Source organism: Nonomuraea sp. NPDC050451 (assembly GCF_044458585.1).
Genome location: NZ_JBITHZ010000003.1, coordinates 448,062 through 462,636, shown reverse-complemented (window position 1 = coordinate 462,636; position 14,575 = coordinate 448,062). Strand labels below are relative to the sequence as shown.

Sequence of the window (14,575 nt, the reverse complement as noted above, 5' to 3'; positions counted from 1 at the left end):
ACCGCATAGACCCTGACGGCTGGATGGTCATCTTCAACGACCTGATGGCCGGGATCGCCGGTCGGTTCGGCCGCATCGAGCCACGTCGCGCCGCCGGCGCTTACGTGCGCGGGCTGCTGGCCGACATCGACCGCAAGAACTGCTGGAACCTGGCCGAACACGCCGGCCTGACCGGGCCGCAGACGCTGCGGCGGCTGCTGCGCACCGCCCGCCGGGACGCCGACGCCGTCCACACGCCGTCCGCGAAGACAGCCAGATCGGCGTGTTCCTCCGCTACGCCACCACGCGCGGCCGAGCACTGCTGGACCGGCGGCTTTACCTGCCCGAGCACACCTGGCTGGCCGACCTCGGCCGCTGCCATGGCGCCGGTGTCCCGGACGAGACGGGCTTCGCCACCACGCCCGCCCTGGCCATCCAGATGCTCCTGGCCGCGATCGAGGCGGGGTGCCGGTGAGCGGGGATGAGGTCTACGGGCAAGATCCGCGTCTGCGCGTCGCCCTGGAGGCGCGCGGGATGGGTACGTGCTGGCGATCGCGGGCAACCGGCGGGTCGAACTCGATGGCGCCCTGGTGAGCGCGGCCGAGGTCGCGACGCGAGTGTCCGATCGGCACTGGCACCGCTACCGCCCCGGCCCCGCCGGCAGCCATCGCCGCCGCCCAGCCACCCGGCGACTGCCACTACCAGCGCAGATCCGAACCATGATCGCGAAATGTCACTGGAGTACTAGGAGCCGACCCTCCAGGAGTGCAGGTATTCCTCCTGCTCAGCTGTGAGCTCGTCGATGCCGATCCCCGCCGCGGCCAGCTTCAGCTTGGCGACCTCGTGGTCGATCTCCTCCGGAACGTCGTAGACGCCGGGATCGAGGCGGGAACGCTCGCCCACCAGCCACGCCACGGCCAGGGCCTGCGCGGAGAACGACATGTCCATGACCGCCGCGGGATGCCCTTCGGCGGCGGTGAGGTTGACCAGCCGCCCCTCGGCGAGCAGCAGCAGCCGCCGGCCGTCGGGCATCAGGTACTCGTCGGTGTTGGGCCGCACCCCGCGGTGCACCTCGGTGGCCAGCTCGTCCAGCGCCCGCACGTCGATCTCCACGTCGAAGTGCCCGGCGTTGGCCAGGATCGCGCCGTCCTTCATGACCGACAGGTGCTCGGCCCTGATCACGTCGCGGTTGCCGGTCACGGTGACGAAGAGGTCGCCGACCATCGCCGCCTGCGCCATGGGCCGGACCTCGTACCCCTGGAGGGTCGCGTCGAGCGCCTTCACGGCGTCGATCTCGGTCACGATCACCCGCGCGCCGAACCCCTTGGCCCGCTCGGCCACGCCCCGCCCGCAGAACCCGAACCCGGCCACGACCACCGTGCGCCCGGCCAGCATCGCGTTGGTGGCGCGCATGATGCCGTCCAGGGTGGACTGCCCGGTGCCGTAACGGTTGTCGAACATGCGCTTGGTACGGGTGTCGTTCACCGCCACGACGGGGAATCTCAACGCGCCCTCGGCGGCCATCTGCCGCAGCCGGATGATCCCGGTGGTGGTCTCCTCGCACCCGCCCGTGACGTGTTCGAGCAGGTCGGTACGTTCGGTGTGGAGAATGTTCACCAGGTCGCACCCGTCGTCGAGCACGAGGTCGGGCTCGAGGTCGAGCGCCTGGTGGATGTGCCGGTAGTAGGTGGCCCGATCGACGCCGGCCCGCGCGTGCACGGCGATCCCGTAGGCACGCAGCGCCTCGGCCACGTCGTCCTGCGTGGACAGGGGGTTGGACGCGGCGAGCGCGATCTCGGCCCCGCCCGCCTTCAGGGCCCCCATCAGGACGGCCGTCTCGGCGGTGACGTGCAGGCAGGCGGCGATCTTCAGCCCGTCCAGCGGCCGTTCGATGCCGAACCGCTCTCCGATCGCGGTCAACACCGGCATCGAACGAGCGGCCCAGGAGATCTGCCGCTCGCCACTTTCCCAGAGATCCATGCCAGCCCTTTGAGCGAAGAAGACGGCCGAGAATACGCGTCGTCACGGCGAGCGACCCGTGAGCCTTCACGACCGGCCATGACGGACGGCCACTGACGTCGGCGCGTGCGGCCCACCGTGCTCGGCCGTAAAAACAGGAAGCGGAAAGCTCCGGGAGGCGGGAAACCCCCTCCCGGAGCTCAAGAAGCAGATCTAGTACCGGTAGTGGTCGGACTTGTAGGGGCCCTCGACGTGGACGCCGATGTAGGAGGCCTGCTCCTTGGTGAGCTCGGTGAGCTTGACGCCCAGGGCGTCGAGATGGAGGCGGGCGACCTTCTCGTCCAGGTGCTTGGGCAGCGTGTAGACCCCGATCGGGTATTCGGCCGTCTTCGCGAACAGCTCGATCTGCGCGATCACCTGGTTGGTGAACGAGTTGGACATGACGAAGCTCGGGTGGCCGGTGGCGCAGCCGAGGTTCATCAGGCGGCCCTCGGCGAGGACGATGATCGAGTGGCCGTCCTCGAAGACCCACTCGTCGACCTGCGGCTTGATGTTGTTCCTGACGATGCCGGGCAGCTTGGCGAGGCCGGCCATGTCGATCTCGTTGTCGAAGTGGCCGATGTTGGAGACGATCGCCTGGTGCTTCATCCTCGCCATGTGGTCGGCGGTGATGATGTTGAAGTTGCCGGTGGCGGTCACGAAGATGTCGGCGATGCCGACGACCTCGTCCAGCGTCGTCACCTGGAAGCCGTCCATGGCCGCCTGGAGCGCGCAGATCGGGTCGATCTCGGTGACGATGACGCGGGCGCCCTGGCCGCGCAGCGCGTCGGCGCAGCCCTTGCCGACGTCGCCGTAGCCGCACACCACGGCCACCTTGCCGCCGATGAGCACGTCGGTGGCGCGGTTGAGGCCGTCGATGACGGAGTGGCGGCAGCCGTACTTGTTGTCGAACTTGGACTTGGTGACCGAGTCGTTGACGTTGATGGCCGGGAAGAGGAGCTGGCCGTTCTTGTGCATCTCGTAGAGACGGTGCACGCCGGTCGTGGTCTCCTCGGTGACGCCCTTGATGCTCTCGGCGATCCTGGTCCACCTCTTGTCGTCGCCGACCGTGCGGGTGAGCAGGTCGATGATGACGTGCCACTCCTCCGGGTCGTCGGCGGTGGCGGCCGGCACGGCGCCCGCCTTCTCGTACTCGGCGCCCTTGTGCACCAGCAGCGTGGCGTCACCGCCGTCGTCGAGGATCATGTTGGGGGCGTCGCCGCCGGGCCAGGTAAGGGCCTGCTCGGTGCACCACCAGTATTCCTCCAGCGTCTCGCCCTTCCAGGCGAACACCGGCACGCCCTGCGGGTCGTCCGTCGTGCCGTTGGGGCCGACGACCACCGCGGCGGCGGCGTGGTCCTGCGTGGAGAAGATGTTGCAGCTGACCCAGCGGACTTCGGCGCCGAGCTCGACGAGCGTCTCGATGAGGACGGCCGTCTGGATCGTCATGTGCAGGGAGCCCATGATCTTCGCGCCGCGAAGGGGCTGGGAGGCCGCGTACTCTTTGCGAATCGCCATGAGGCCGGGCATCTCGTGCTCGGCGAGCCGGATCTCCTTGCGGCCGAAGTCGGCAAGTGAAAGGTCTGCGACCTTGAAGTCCATCGGGTTTCCCCTCGCGTCACTGATGGTTGTCCCGACGAGTTTAGGCGGCCTTTCGAGGGGTGCGCATCTCGGGGCGGCCGAAACTGACGTAAGAATGTAAGAATGCGTATCACGGAGGCCGCGAAGCGGCTCGGCATGTCCCCTCGAATGCTCCGATACCGGGAGGCACTCGGTCTGCTGCCGCCCGTGCGGGAGCAGGGGGCACACCGGCGGTTCGGGCCCGAGGAGCTGGCGGCGGTGGCGCAGGGGGTGGAGCTGGAGAAACAGTTCGACGTCTCGCCCGCGGAGCTGGCGTTCGCGCTGCGGGTGCTCAGCGAGCCCACGGTGGCGGCGGCCGTCCGCGACCTCGGGATACGGATCGGGCGGATCCAGGTGCCGCGCCGGGCCCTCGACTTCGAGAAGGAGAAGGCGCTGCGCCTCCTTCGCCCCTCGGGCCGCTGACCCCGTTCAGGCGGCGAGTTGCTGGGCCAGCCACGGGAGGGCCTGAGGGAGCTCACGGTTCCAGGTGTTGAAGTTGTGCCCGCCGCTGGGCAGGATCAGCGAGGACGCCCGCATCGGCGGCTTCACCGCGCTCAGGAACCTCATGGTCGCCGGATAGTCGCTCTCGCCCTTCCTGCTGCTGGTGACAAGCACGTTGACAGGAGGCGCGGGCAGGTTGGCCAGCCGCCACATGAGATCGTTGCGCTGTTCGACCGACTTGTCCCCGTGGAACAGGTCGCCGGTCGTGCCGTCGACGATCGTCTTGAAGTAGCCCGACTGCGAGACCGCCGCCGAGAACTGTTCGGGATGGCTCATGACGATCTTGAGCGCGCAGTAGCCGCCGGTCGAACCGCCCAGGATGCCCCACGAGTCCCGGCCCTCCGCCACCCGGTAGTGAGTGGTCATGTCATGTTTGACGTCGTTCGCGAAGTACGCCTGGACCTGCGGCCCGTTCGGCACATCCACGCACTCGGTGTCGCGCGGCAGCACCACGCTGGGCCGCATCATGACCAGGACCGTGGGCTTGACCTGGTGCTGGGCGATCGCCTTCGCCATCCGGCCCGGCAGGTCGAGCCGGGTCATGAGGTTGCGCGGGTCACCCGGATAGCCGGTGAGCGCGAGGATCGCGGGGAAGCGCTCCGTGGTGTGCTTCAGGTACGCCGTCGGCAGGAACACGTACGCCTCCTCACTCAGGCGCGTGGACGGCCCCGGCATGATCACCTCTTCGATCCGCCCGCCCGGCACCGAGCGGGTGCTCAGCACCTGCAGCCCCGAGGCGGCGACCGTGATCGGCGCCGTCGCCGTGTCGGTGCCCAGCAGATCGCTCCAGGAGCTGTAGAAGGCGAAGTACTGGTTCACCGCCAGCCCCAGGGCGGCCAGCGTGAACGCCTGGCAGACGGCCAGCGCGCCCACCCGGCCCAGCACCGCGCTCCAGCGCGCCGCGCTCAGCCGCGGCCACTGCCACACCGTCGTCGCCAACGCCGCCACCGCCAGCACCGAGAAGGTGGCCAGCAGGCCGATTGAGTTCAGTCCCATGAGGCATGGGATACAGGGAGGGCCGTAAGCAGGGAGTTAACATGGAGATTACCCGGCCGGGTCTTCAATCTCAGAGTGTGAAGCGCTCCTGGATTCGCGCCGTCGCCGCCTACGCGTCGTTGGTGGTCGGCCTGCTGGACATCAGCAAGGCTGTGTTCCCCCGTTTCGAGCACAGCCGCATGGGCGAGTGGACTGACATCCTGCCCGGCATCGTCACGACCGTCGCCAGAGCCTCCTCCCTGGTCGTCGGCATCATGCTGATCATGCTCGCGCACGCGCTGCGCCGCGGGAAGGTACGGGCCTGGCGCGCGGTCGTGGTGCTGCTTCCGGTGAGCGCCGCCGTGAGCTTCGTCCATCTGCGCCCGGCCTCGGCCGTGATCAGCCTGGCCCTGCTGGCCCTGCTCGTGTGGGGCAGAGGTGAGTTCTCCGCGCTGCCCGACCCGCGCTCGCGCTGGCGCGCCCTGGGGAACCTGCTCGTGCTCGGCGCCATCGATGTGGGCCTCGGCTACCTGATCGTCAGCGCCCGCCCCCACGTGATCGTGGGCCGTCCCAGCGTGCTCGACCGCCTCGAACACGTCCTCCTCGGCCTGTTCGGGATCGAGGGCCCGGTCACGTTCACCGTCGAGCGGGTCTCCGACCTGGTCTACTTCTCCCTGGTCGCGCTCGGCACGCTCACCGCCGTCTCCACGCTCTACCTGGCGCTGCGTCCCGAACGCCCGGCCGCCGAGCTCACCGAGGACGACGAGCGGCGCCTGCGCGCGCTGCTCGCCCAGCACGGCGAACGCGACTCTCTCGGCTACTTCGCGCTGCGGCGGGACAAGAGCGTGCTGTTCTCCCCCTCGGGGAAGGCGGCCATCGCCTATCGCGTCGTGTCCGGGGTCATGCTGGCCAGCGGCGACCCGATCGGCGACCGCGAGGCCTGGCCGGCGGCGATCAAGGCGTTCATGAACGAGGCCAGGCGGCACGCCTGGGTGCCCGCCGTCATCGGCTGCGGCGAGACCGGCGGCGAGGTGTGGACGCGCGAGGCCAGGATGTCCGCGCTGGAGATCGGCGACGAGGCCATCGTCGAGGTCGCCGACTTCACGCTGGAGGGCCGCGCCATGCGCAACGTCCGCCAGATGGTCAACAGGACCGAGCGGAACGGCTACACGTGCCGCGTGCGCCGCACCGCCGACCTGACCGCCCACGATCGGGAACGCATCCAGCAGGCGGCCGACTCCTGGCGCGGCACCGAGACCGAGCGCGGCTACTCCATGGCGCTCGGCCGCTTCGGCGACCCGGCCGACTCCCAGTGCCTGGTGGCCACCGCCCACAAGGACGGCGAGCTCAGGGCCGTGCTGCACTTCGTGCCGTGGGGGCCGCGCGGCATCTCGCTCGACCTGATGCGGCGCGACCGCGGCGCCGATCCGGGGCTGAACGAGTTCCTGATCGTCAAGACCCTCCAGGCGGCGCCCGCCCTGGGCATCACGCAGGTCTCACTGAACTTCGCCATGTTCCGCGCGGTCCTGGCCCGCGGGGAGCGCCTCGGGGCCGGACCGGTGCTGCGGGCCTGGCGGGGGATGCTGATCTTCCTGTCGCACTGGTTCCAGATCGAGTCGCTGTATCGCTTCAACGCCAAGTTCCGGCCGATCTGGGAGCCCCGCTTCGTGGTCTATCCGAACGCCCGCGACCTGCCCCGCATCGGTGTCTCGGCGTTGCAGGCCGAGGCGTTCATCAACCTGGGCCGGCCCGGCAGGCCCCGGCTGCGCCTCCCGCACCTGCGCCCGGCCCAGCTCACGTCGTGAACCTCAGGAGGCGGAGGTGCTGCTTCGGAGGCGGTCGAGGTCGGGCTCCAGGTAGATCACGCGGGCGATCGGCACGGCCTCGCGGATGCGGCGCTCGGCCTCGTCGATGCCCTTGGCGACCTCGGCCGCCGTCTCGTTGTACTCCACCGCGATCTTGGCCGCCACCAGCAGCTCCTCGGGGCCCAGGTGCAGCGTGCGCATGTGGATGACCCTGGCCACCTCGGGCGAGCCCTCCAGCGCGGACCGGATCTGGGCCTCCATCTCGGGGGTGGCGCCCTCGCCGACCAGCAGCGACTTGGTCTCCATGGCCAGCACCACCGCGATCACGGCCAGCAGCACGCCGATCATCAGGGTGCCGATGCCGTCCCAGGTGCCGTCGTCGGTGACGACCGCCATCGTCACGCCGAACAGCGCGAAGATCAGACCGAGCAGCGCGCCCAGGTCCTCCAGGAGGATGACCGGCAGCTCGGGCGACTTGGACCGGCGGACGAACGCGACCCACGACTGCTTGCCGCGTACCGCGTTCGACTCCTTGATGGCCGTGCGGAACGAGAAACTCTCGGCGATGATCGCGAAGATCAGCACCGCGAACGCCCAGATCGGCGCGTCCACGGGCTCCGGATCCGAGAGCTTGTGGATGCCCTCGTAAATCGAGAACGCCGCGCCGATCGTGAACAGCACGACGGCCACCACGAAGGCGTAGAAGTAGCGTTCGCGGCCGTAGCCGAACGGATGTTCCTTCGTGCTGGCCCTGGCCGCCCGCTTGCCGCCCACCAGCAGCAGCACCTGGTTGCCCGAGTCGGCGACCGAGTGAATGCCCTCCGCCAGCATCGAGGACGACCCGGTGAAGAACGCGGCCACGAATTTGGACGCGGCGATTGCCAGGTTCGCGGTCAAGGCCGCAATGATCGCTTTAGTACCGCCGCTCGCGCTCACCGGTCTTCTCCACTCATAAAGATCACGTACTACAAAGGCCTGAAAGGGGATCCTATTGCGAAATTCTGGCCTTCAGCTCCGTGATCGCTGACACAGGGGTCGGATCGATGGCGTATCCCAGCGCCAGATACGTGCTCGCGTAGTCGCCGAGCGCGATCAGCGTGGCCATCCGTTCCAGCGGGTGCACGCCCTCCGCCGACAGCTCCGTCACCGGGACGTCGCGCTCTCGCGCCAGCCGTACCGACGTCTCGCGCCGCCGCGTCACCTGGGGATGCTCCTCGATGTCGCGCAGCACGACGAGCCTGAGCGTGCGCCCGGCGGTGTCGGCGAAGATGTCACGCTCGGCCAGCGGCCCGTCGAAGACCTCGACCTGGTTGTGGCCGGCCTCGGGCAGCTCACCGTGGACGGCGGGGTATTTCGCGTTGGTGTTGAGCTGGCAGGCCAGCCGGTACGCCGCCACCGACGCGACAGGCGACGACCCCCAGATCATCGGCACGCTCTCGGCCAGATCCATGGCGAGCGACTTGCCGGGGTTGATGAACGACTCGCTGGACGGCCGGCACCTGTGTGCCATGTCCTCCAGCGTCTTGGCCACCCGTTCGAACAGGTCGGCGTCGGCCTGGACGAGCCGCAGCGCGGCGGCGGCCACGATGACCGGGGCGGCCAGCAGCCAGAGACTCGACCTGGACTGGCCGGTGACCGGCACCGGCACGTAGATCGCCGAGGCCTGGGTGGCGACGGCCTCCAGTGGGGAGCCGGGGGCGCCCACGCCGAGCAGCGTGCATCCGCGCCGCACGGCCTGGGTGGCGACGGACACCGTCTCCTCGGCGTCGCCGGAGCCGGACACGGCCACGACCAGGTCGGTGGCGCCCACCCAGCCGGGGAGCTGGTAGGAGCGCAGCGTGACGATCGGCAGGGGCGCGCCGTTGCCGACGATCGCCGCCAGGATGTCGCCGACGATGCCCGAGCCGCCCATGCCCGCGACCACGATGGCGCGCGGCCGCCCGTGGCCGGCCAGGCGGTCGACGCGGGTCTCGACCGCGGTGCGATAGCCGGTGCGTACGTGCGCCGCCGAGGAGGCGACCGCCGGCAGCATCCCGCCGGGATCCGCCTCGCTGAGGTGACGCTGGTCGTCGAGCCGCTCCGGCTCCCAGGTCACGGCTTCCTGGCCTCGTCGACGAGCAGGACGGGGATGTCATCCCGTACCGGATAGATCAGGCCGCAGCCCGTGCAGACCAGCTCCTCGGCCTCGTTCTCGGCGCGCAAGGGAGCCTTGCACGCCGGGCAGGCCAGGATCTCCAGCAGCCAGTCGTCGATCTTCACTCTGACACCCTTCCCACGATGGCGAGGACCTCGTCCTTGATCGCCCTCATTGTGCTCTCGTCGGCCGCCTCGGCGTTCAGCCTGAGCAGCGGCTCGGTGTTGGACGCCCGCAGATTGAACCACCAGCCCGACCCGGTCACGGTCAGCCCGTCGAGCTCGTCGAACTCTCCCCGTGCCGCGAACGCCTCCCGCACCCGCCGCAACGCGTCGCCCTGGTCGGCCACGGCGCTGTTGATCTCGCCGGAGGCGTGGTAGCGCGAGTAGACCTCCACCACCTCCGACAGCGGGCGCTCCTGCTCGCCCAGCGCGGCCAGCACGTGCAGCGCCGCCAGCATCCCGGAGTCGGCGAACCAGAAGTCGCGGAAGTAGTAGTGGGCCGAGTGCTCGCCGCCGAAGACGGCTCCCGTGCGGGCCATCTCGGCCTTGATGAACGAGTGGCCGACGCGCGTGCGCACGGGCACCCCGCCCTGCTCGCGCACGATCTCGGGAACGGCCAGGGACGTGATCAGATTGTGGATGATCGTCGACCCGGGGTATTTGGCCAGCTCTCGCGTCGCGACCAGCGCCGTGACGGCCGACGGCGAGACCGACCGCCCCTGCTCGTCGATCACCCAGCACCGGTCGGCGTCGCCGTCGAACGCGAGGCCGATGTCCGCCCCGCCCTCCACCACGGCCCGCTGGAGATCGACGAGGTTCTGCGGCTCGATCGGATTGGCCTCGTGGTTGGGGAAGTTGCCGTCCAGCTCGAAGTAGAGCGGCGTCAGCTCGATCGGCAGGCCCTCGAACACGGCGGGGACGGTGTGCCCGCCCATGCCGTTGCCCGCGTCGACGATCACCTTGAGCGGCCTGATGCGCGACAGGTCGACGAGCGTGCGCAGGTGGTCGGCGTAGCCCTGCAGCAGGTCCTTCTCGATCACCGACCCGGTGGGCGTGGCCGTGACGCCCACCAGCTCAGCGGCCCTGTCACGGATGTCGACGAGCCCCGTGTCGCCGCCGATCGGCACGGCGCCGGCCCGGCACATCTTCATGCCGTTGTAGCGGGCGGGGTTGTGGCTGGCGGTGAACATCACCCCGGGCAGCCCCAGGCTGCCGCTGGCGTAGTAGAGCAGATCGGTGGACCCCAGCCCGGCGTGCACCACGTCCGCGCCACGCGAACGGGCACCCCTGACGAACGCGTCGGACAGCGGACCCGAGGACTCGCGCATGTCGTGCGCGACCACGATCGACTCGGCCCCTGTCACTTCGACGAAGGCAGCCCCAACGGCCTCGGCGGTCGGCTCGTCGAGCTCGTCGGGCACCACTCCGCGAACGTCGTACGCTTTGAAGATCTTGGCGAGGTCGCCCACTCTCCAGCTCCGCCCTTGGGTCGATTCTCCAGCGTAATCGAGCCTACCGGTCGCGGTGCTGCTGAGCCGACCTCAGAACGCGCAGGTGCCCCCTGCGACCGACCTCCACGCCCTGACCGACCGGCTCACCGCCGCCGGGGGGCGTGGGCCGCGCGGCCTCCCTGACCGCGTTGGCCAGCGCCTCGAGGTCGTCGGAACTCGGGGAGGCGCCGTCCGTCGGCAGCCGTACCACCTCCCAGCCTCGGGGAGCGGTCAGCCGCTCGGCATGTTCGGCGCACAGGTCGTAACAGTGTGGCTCCGCGTACGTCGCCAGGGGGCCGAGAACAGCGGTCGAGTCGGCGTATACGTACGTGAGCGTGAAGACGGCAGGCTGACTGCAGGCGGTGCGGGAACAGCGGCGGACGGGGCTCACGGAGGGACCGTATCTGGTAAGTGTGCGAGGCGCCACTATCTGAGGGCTCTTAACGAGCGTGTCGCCACAATTCGGACACTTGTCGCAGCCTTTCCACCCACATGCCCCGAAGACACCGGCCCTCCGGACCTTGGGGGATCACGCAGAGGTGGTGAACGGTGACGCTTCCACAGAGCCTAAGGGGATCAACGCGTGGTGGGGAGCGGCAACGCCGTACCAACTCCCCAGAGATCGCCCACCCCACCCCAGATCGCCCGGACACCGGAACACGGACGACGCCCGGCACCCACCCGGACCCCAGGGACACGGGCAACGCCCCAGCACCCCACCCGGCCTCCGCCCAGCCGACCCCCGCATCTCCGTGGAACCCCACCCCTGCCCCCGCAGAACCGACACCACGGACCGACTCCCCGAACCTCTCGCGGTGCCGGCAACCACCCAGAACCTCATCACCCAGAGGCGCGGAGACGTGACACCATTCCTCAGAATTGACAGGCCATCCCCGTACACTTGCTTGCGTGACACAGAAGCGCGGTCCCAGACGGCGCGATCGCCACGGTCGCGGCCTGCGCGGCCCGCTCGCTCCCTCCCACGTGCCCATGGCCAAGTCCCGGAGCGAGCGCTTCGACGACCTCGTCCTGGACGCGGTCGACCGCCTCCGCCCCCGCTGGGAGCGACAGCTGTCGGCGGTGGAGTTCGCGGTGGAGGAGGTCCCTCCGCTGAGCGAGCTCGGCGACGGCCCAAGCCTGGGCACCGACCCGATCCCCTTCGGCCGCGCCGACGCCGCAACCGGCCAGAACCCAGCGTCGATCGTGGTCTACCGCCGCCCGCTGGAAGCACGGGCCAGAGACCGGGACACCCTGGGCGCCATGGTCCACGACACGGTGGTGGAACAAGTGGCCACCCTCCTGGGCCTCTCCCCCGAAACCGTCGACCCCGGCTACGACGACCGCCGCTGAGCCCCGGGGGAACTGCATGGACCTCCGCCAGGCGAGGCGCTTCGCGCGGATCGGCGAGAGGCCTCCCGGCCCCTCGCGCTCCCCGGCCCTGGCCGTTTTCCACCATGGATGATCTTTGGCCGGCGCAGACCAGGGCACGGGCGCTTGATTCCCAAGGGCCCAGGAGAAATGAGTCGCGAGAGCGCGGATGAGGGCCGTACCGTCATGCTCTATGAGGTTGCTCTCCGTCAATATCGGCAGACCCCGACCCAACCCCTGGAAGGGCCTGAGCGCGACGGGCATCGACAAGCGGCCCGTCGACGGCCCAGTCGCTGTGAGAGCCCCAGGCCCGAAGGGCACCGGTGAGGTCGGCCTCGCCGGAGACCGGGTGTACGACGTGAAGCATCACGGCGGCGTTCACCAGGCCGTCTACGCCTACGCCCGCGAGGATCTCGACACCTGGCAGGCCGAGTTGGGCAGGCCACTCACAAACGGCGTCTTCGGGGAGAACCTCACGACCCTGAGCCTGGACGTCAATGGCGCCCTGATCGGTGAGCGTTGGCGGATCGGGCCGGACGTTGTCCTGGAGGTGTCGTGCGCGCGGATCCCGTGTGGGACCTTCCAGGGCTGGCTGGAGCGTGACGGCTGGATCAAGCGATTCACACAGGCCGCACGGCCGGGCGCGTATCTGCGCGTGATCGAGCCCGGTGATATCCACGCCGGCGACCCGGTCGAGATCGTGCACCGGCCCGATCATGATGTGACCGTCGCGCTCGTCTTCCGCGCGATGACCCTGGAGCCGGAACTACTGCCGCGACTGCTGGTCGCCGAGGCACTGCCGCCGGAGGAGCAAGAAGTGATCCGCAGGCGCTCCACACAGAGAATCTCGGACTGACTCTGCGTTTCCGGTGCGCTCCCATTGATTTCATGAGTCCCGCTCTATGGACGGCCCTCCAGCCACGCCACGACCGTCAGCCGGAGTCGGCTCCACCCGACCCGAATTGATGCCGACAGCTCCTGTGAGATCGGCATCGCTGAGATCCGCTCCAGAAAGGCTCGAACCAGTCAGGTCCGCGTTCCGCAGGATGGCGCCGGCGAAGGTGGTCTCCGTGAGGTTGCATCCGGTCAGGATCGCGCCTTCGAGGTTGGAGCCGGCGAAGCAGAATCGGCTCAGGTCCTGCCCGGCCAAGTCGGCCGCCCGTAGGTCGATCTTCTCCAGTTCGATGCTGTCGCCCGGAAGAACCATCGTTCGCCGGCTGAGCACCGCCATCGCCGCACCGATATCGTCGCGCAACCCTCCGTGATAGCGCTTCCGTTCAAGGTCGACCTCCTGCATCGGGCGGCTGGGCGGCCAGGGCGCGTGCAACCGGACGAACGAGGCCAGCAGGGCGGCGGCGTGACCGCGATAGTGCGGCGCGGCATACGCGATCTGCTCCATCGCGTAGACACCGCCCATCCGCGTTCCGACGTGATCGCTCGCCAGCTGCTCGATGGCCTTGGTGAACAGATCGATGAACTGTCCCTCCCTGCTCACCCGAATCTGGCGCAGCGTCATCATGGCGCCCAGCGCAACACTCCCCAGCGCCACCAGCGCAGCCAACGCCTGCAGCAAGGTCACCCGCACGTCGTTGACGGCTTTGAGCCGCTCGCCGGCCGAGAACCCTGACGCTGCGTCCCCAAGGTCATGCCGGACAATCCAGGCGGGCAGAAAGAAGACGCATGCGACGACCAGGGCACCCACCACGATCCCGATCAGAGTCGTCAGGACAGCGCGCCGCTTCACGCCTCGAAGCATGACGGCACCACTCCGAAGTCACTCGCTAACGCAGGACCCTCACCGAACCCCAGAACGGTCATAGCCGCCATCTTCCCCGAACGGTCGGAGCCGCGTGACGGAGGTCGACATCACGCGCCGCGATCTCTCCCTTTCAGGATTGAGACAAGGGGCGGCCTGGCCTGGTTGCCGTCCTCCGGACCGCAAAGACTCGAAGGAGGGCGACAGACACTCGCGCTCCCTACAGCCCGTTACTTGATCCGTTCCAGCAGGTGAATGGTGACGCTGTCCCCCGGCCCCTTCCCGATCAGCTCCCGTACGTCGTTCTTCACGGGCAGCTTGTGCGTGCCATCCCCCAGGGCCATGAACGAGCTCCGGAACGGGTGACCGTCGATGGTCCCCCGAATCTTCACGAGCCCCCGAGTGCCGAAGAACTCGGCGGACCCGGGCATCACGACGTACGTCCACCCACCCCTGTTCGGGCTCTTCACCAGCGTCGCGGTGAACTCCTTGTCGAGCTCCTGGACCACGTCATGCGCTCGCGTGACACCACTCATCGCAGGCTTCCCTCTCCGCTATTCGACGATCTTGAGGCCGTTGCCGTCCGGGTCACGGAGGGCGAACATCGGCGGGACGCCCTCCCATCGCAGCAGCTCGTCCACGTCAGCTCCACGCACCACCAGGTCCTTGTGCAGGGACGCCGCGTCCGCCGTGCCGAGCCGGATGCCCGTCTCGACCCCGACCGCCGTCCCGGGAGCCGCCAGGATCAGCGCGATCGTGGTCGCCGCTCCCGGCGGCGCCACCTCGATCCATCGTCCGCCGAGCTGCTCGACGGGCGCGTCCAGCCGCTTCTCCAGTCCCAGTGTGCCCACGTAGAACTCGACGGCACGGTCCTGGTCGGTGACGGGGACGCCGACAGTCTTGACGCCGGCGACCCCGTTACTCACTTGCTCGCCCACCTCGGGCCT

16 protein-coding genes are annotated in these 14,575 nt (G+C 69.1%); 5 read left to right on the top strand and 11 right to left on the bottom strand.

Annotated elements, in window-relative coordinates; genetic code table 11:
• The first annotated feature begins 19 nt into the window (after positions 1-19).
• The gene (locus ACIBI9_RS13370) at positions 20-454 is read left to right on the top strand and encodes a transposase (RefSeq protein WP_397222596.1); all 435 of its coding nucleotides are present in this window, start codon (positions 20-22) and stop codon (positions 452-454) included.
• A gap of 269 nt (positions 455-723) precedes the next feature.
• Here the strand turns inward: ACIBI9_RS13370 and ACIBI9_RS13365 are convergent, their stop codons facing one another.
• Positions 724-1,959, bottom strand: coding sequence for an adenosylhomocysteinase (locus ACIBI9_RS13365; protein WP_397222252.1), 1,236 nt, complete (start codon positions 1,957-1,959; stop codon positions 724-726).
• 192 nt (positions 1,960-2,151) lie between these two features.
• On the bottom strand, positions 2,152-3,579 hold the full coding sequence (ahcY, locus tag ACIBI9_RS13360; protein WP_397222251.1) for an adenosylhomocysteinase: 1,428 nt from the start codon (positions 3,577-3,579) through the stop codon (positions 2,152-2,154).
• Between the two features lie 102 nt (positions 3,580-3,681).
• Between ahcY and ACIBI9_RS13355 the strand changes: the two genes are divergently transcribed.
• Positions 3,682-4,020 carry a MerR family DNA-binding transcriptional regulator gene (locus tag ACIBI9_RS13355; protein ID WP_397222250.1) on the top strand — a complete coding sequence of 113 codons (339 nt, stop codon included), beginning with the start codon at positions 3,682-3,684 and terminating at the stop codon, positions 4,018-4,020.
• Positions 4,021-4,026: 6 nt separating this feature from the next.
• Here the strand turns inward: ACIBI9_RS13355 and ACIBI9_RS13350 are convergent, their stop codons facing one another.
• On the bottom strand, positions 4,027-5,094 hold the full coding sequence (locus ACIBI9_RS13350) for an alpha/beta hydrolase (RefSeq protein ID WP_397222249.1): 1,068 nt from the start codon (positions 5,092-5,094) through the stop codon (positions 4,027-4,029).
• 77 nt (positions 5,095-5,171) lie between these two features.
• On the opposite strand from ACIBI9_RS13350, the gene ACIBI9_RS13345 reads away from it, so the two are divergent.
• The gene (locus ACIBI9_RS13345) at positions 5,172-6,878 is read left to right on the top strand and encodes a phosphatidylglycerol lysyltransferase domain-containing protein (RefSeq protein WP_397222248.1); all 1,707 of its coding nucleotides are present in this window, start codon (positions 5,172-5,174) and stop codon (positions 6,876-6,878) included.
• 3 nt (positions 6,879-6,881) lie between these two features.
• Here the strand turns inward: ACIBI9_RS13345 and ACIBI9_RS13340 are convergent, their stop codons facing one another.
• Genes ACIBI9_RS13340 through ACIBI9_RS13320 form a run of 5 tightly spaced genes read right to left on the bottom strand, consistent with a single transcriptional unit; the run spans position 6,882 to position 10,895 of the window.
• Positions 6,882-7,814, bottom strand: a complete 933-nt coding sequence (locus tag ACIBI9_RS13340; RefSeq protein WP_397222247.1) for a cation diffusion facilitator family transporter — start codon at positions 7,812-7,814, stop codon at positions 6,882-6,884.
• Between the two features lie 52 nt (positions 7,815-7,866).
• The gene (locus ACIBI9_RS13335) at positions 7,867-8,973 is read right to left on the bottom strand and encodes an SIS domain-containing protein (RefSeq protein WP_397222246.1); all 1,107 of its coding nucleotides are present in this window, start codon (positions 8,971-8,973) and stop codon (positions 7,867-7,869) included.
• Positions 8,970-9,137, bottom strand: coding sequence for a Trm112 family protein (locus ACIBI9_RS13330; RefSeq protein ID WP_080042874.1), 168 nt, complete (start codon positions 9,135-9,137; stop codon positions 8,970-8,972). Before ACIBI9_RS13330 ends, ACIBI9_RS13335 begins: the two co-directional genes overlap by 4 nt.
• On the bottom strand, positions 9,134-10,483 hold the full coding sequence (locus tag ACIBI9_RS13325; RefSeq protein WP_397222245.1) for a phosphomannomutase/phosphoglucomutase: 1,350 nt from the start codon (positions 10,481-10,483) through the stop codon (positions 9,134-9,136). The genes ACIBI9_RS13330 and ACIBI9_RS13325 overlap by 4 nt, the downstream gene beginning before the upstream one ends.
• A gap of 43 nt (positions 10,484-10,526) precedes the next feature.
• On the bottom strand, positions 10,527-10,895 hold the full coding sequence (locus ACIBI9_RS13320; protein WP_185070975.1) for a DUF3499 domain-containing protein: 369 nt from the start codon (positions 10,893-10,895) through the stop codon (positions 10,527-10,529).
• 518 nt (positions 10,896-11,413) lie between these two features.
• Between ACIBI9_RS13320 and ACIBI9_RS13315 the strand changes: the two genes are divergently transcribed.
• Both ACIBI9_RS13315 and ACIBI9_RS13310 read left to right on the top strand, forming a co-directional pair.
• Positions 11,414-11,854 carry a metallopeptidase family protein gene (locus ACIBI9_RS13315; RefSeq protein ID WP_185070974.1) on the top strand — a complete coding sequence of 147 codons (441 nt, stop codon included), beginning with the start codon at positions 11,414-11,416 and terminating at the stop codon, positions 11,852-11,854.
• Positions 11,855-12,065: 211 nt separating this feature from the next.
• A complete protein-coding gene (locus ACIBI9_RS13310) occupies positions 12,066-12,728 on the top strand; it encodes an MOSC domain-containing protein (protein WP_397222244.1) in 663 nt (220 codons plus the stop codon).
• Positions 12,729-12,758: 30 nt separating this feature from the next.
• Here the strand turns inward: ACIBI9_RS13310 and ACIBI9_RS13305 are convergent, their stop codons facing one another.
• The 3 genes from ACIBI9_RS13305 to ACIBI9_RS13295 all read right to left on the bottom strand — a co-directional run bounded on the left by ACIBI9_RS13305 (position 12,759) and on the right by ACIBI9_RS13295 (position 14,554).
• Positions 12,759-13,616, bottom strand: a complete 858-nt coding sequence (locus ACIBI9_RS13305) for a pentapeptide repeat-containing protein (protein WP_397222243.1) — start codon at positions 13,614-13,616, stop codon at positions 12,759-12,761.
• Positions 13,617-13,858: 242 nt separating this feature from the next.
• Positions 13,859-14,164 carry a DUF1905 domain-containing protein gene (locus ACIBI9_RS13300; RefSeq protein ID WP_397222242.1) on the bottom strand — a complete coding sequence of 102 codons (306 nt, stop codon included), beginning with the start codon at positions 14,162-14,164 and terminating at the stop codon, positions 13,859-13,861.
• 18 nt (positions 14,165-14,182) lie between these two features.
• Positions 14,183-14,554 (bottom strand): VOC family protein, encoded by a 372-nt coding sequence (locus ACIBI9_RS13295; RefSeq protein WP_397222241.1) that lies wholly within the window; start codon positions 14,552-14,554, stop codon positions 14,183-14,185.
• Positions 14,555-14,575: the final 21 nt, after the last annotated feature.

Coding starts and splice junctions, on each gene's coding strand:
- ACIBI9_RS13365 (WP_397222252.1), bottom strand. CDS start 1,959: ATGGATCTCTGGGAAAGTGGCGAGCGGCAGATCTCCTGGGCCGCTCGT.
- ahcY (WP_397222251.1), bottom strand. CDS start 3,579: ATGGACTTCAAGGTCGCAGACCTTTCACTTGCCGACTTCGGCCGCAAG.
- ACIBI9_RS13355 (WP_397222250.1), top strand. CDS start 3,682: ATGCGTATCACGGAGGCCGCGAAGCGGCTCGGCATGTCCCCTCGAATG.
- ACIBI9_RS13350 (WP_397222249.1), bottom strand. CDS start 5,094: ATGGGACTGAACTCAATCGGCCTGCTGGCCACCTTCTCGGTGCTGGCG.
- ACIBI9_RS13310 (WP_397222244.1), top strand. CDS start 12,066: ATGAGGTTGCTCTCCGTCAATATCGGCAGACCCCGACCCAACCCCTGG.
- ACIBI9_RS13300 (WP_397222242.1), bottom strand. CDS start 14,164: ATGAGTGGTGTCACGCGAGCGCATGACGTGGTCCAGGAGCTCGACAAG.